The organism is Streptomyces millisiae, assembly GCF_031845425.1.
In the GTDB taxonomy this organism is placed as follows: Bacteria; Actinomycetota; Actinomycetes; order Streptomycetales; family Streptomycetaceae; genus Streptomyces; species Streptomyces millisiae.
On record NZ_JAVREM010000160.1, the window covers coordinates 1 to 921 of the forward strand.

1 protein-coding gene is annotated in these 921 nt (G+C 62.4%); it reads left to right on the forward strand.

The features are described 5' to 3' along the window. Window positions 1-921, forward strand: a 921-nt coding sequence (locus tag RNC47_RS35965) for a hypothetical protein (protein WP_311605048.1), incomplete at both ends; no start/stop codon positions are given.

Genomic DNA, 921 nt, shown 5'->3' on the forward strand with positions numbered 1-921 from the left:
GGACCTGGATGATGCCACCGATGCGATGACCACGATGGACACCGACCGCGAGCGACTGAACGCCGAGGCGCGCCGCTGGAGCACGCTCTACGACGACTTCCAGCATTGGAGCCTGATCGACACCGATGCCGCCGACGCGGAAGTCCAACGGCTCGAAGTGCAACTCACCACGCTGATGCAGCAGAATCCGGACCTGCAAGCACTACAGGACCAGTCAGAGGAATACCGCAAGCAGGTCAATGCACGCAACGGTTGCATCGGTGTTCTGGACAACCGAATCGAAGCTCATGACGAGCGCCGCACCGCATTGTTGCGCGTGCTCGAACATGTCAAACCCGCTGAGCTGGGCGCGCATTCGCGTGCTTGCATCGAATCGTACGTGCAGCAGGTTCCGCTGACCCTTGATGTGCTGACACCAGAGCCTTACCGCCACGAACTGTGGCGGCAGATCGAAAAAGAGCAGGCGCTGCTGCGGGAAAGCGTCGCGCGCTCGCGCAGGGATCTGAGCAGAATCCTGACCACCTTCGACCGGGACTTTCCCGAGGCCATACCGAACAACGGTGACAACTTCGACGAGAGGGTGCACGACTACGTCGAGTTGTGCCGGCGGATCGACAGTCGGGACCTGCCCAGCGCACACGAACGGATGCTGCGCCTGATCACCGAGCAGGCTCCCACCGCGGTGCTACGGCTCTACCAGATCGCCGAGGAGGAGGCGCACCGCATCGAAGACCAGATCGCCCGCGTCAATATCGGTTTGGGTGCAGTCGACTTCAACCGCGGGACGCGGTTGACGCTGCGCGCTGACCCCAAACCGCTTCAAGCGGTCGCCGAACTCAAAGAACGGGCCCGCGGCATCTCGTCGCGGATCTCTGACGTCGCGGCGCAGGACCGCAAGGCCGTTCATGACCAGTATCAGGA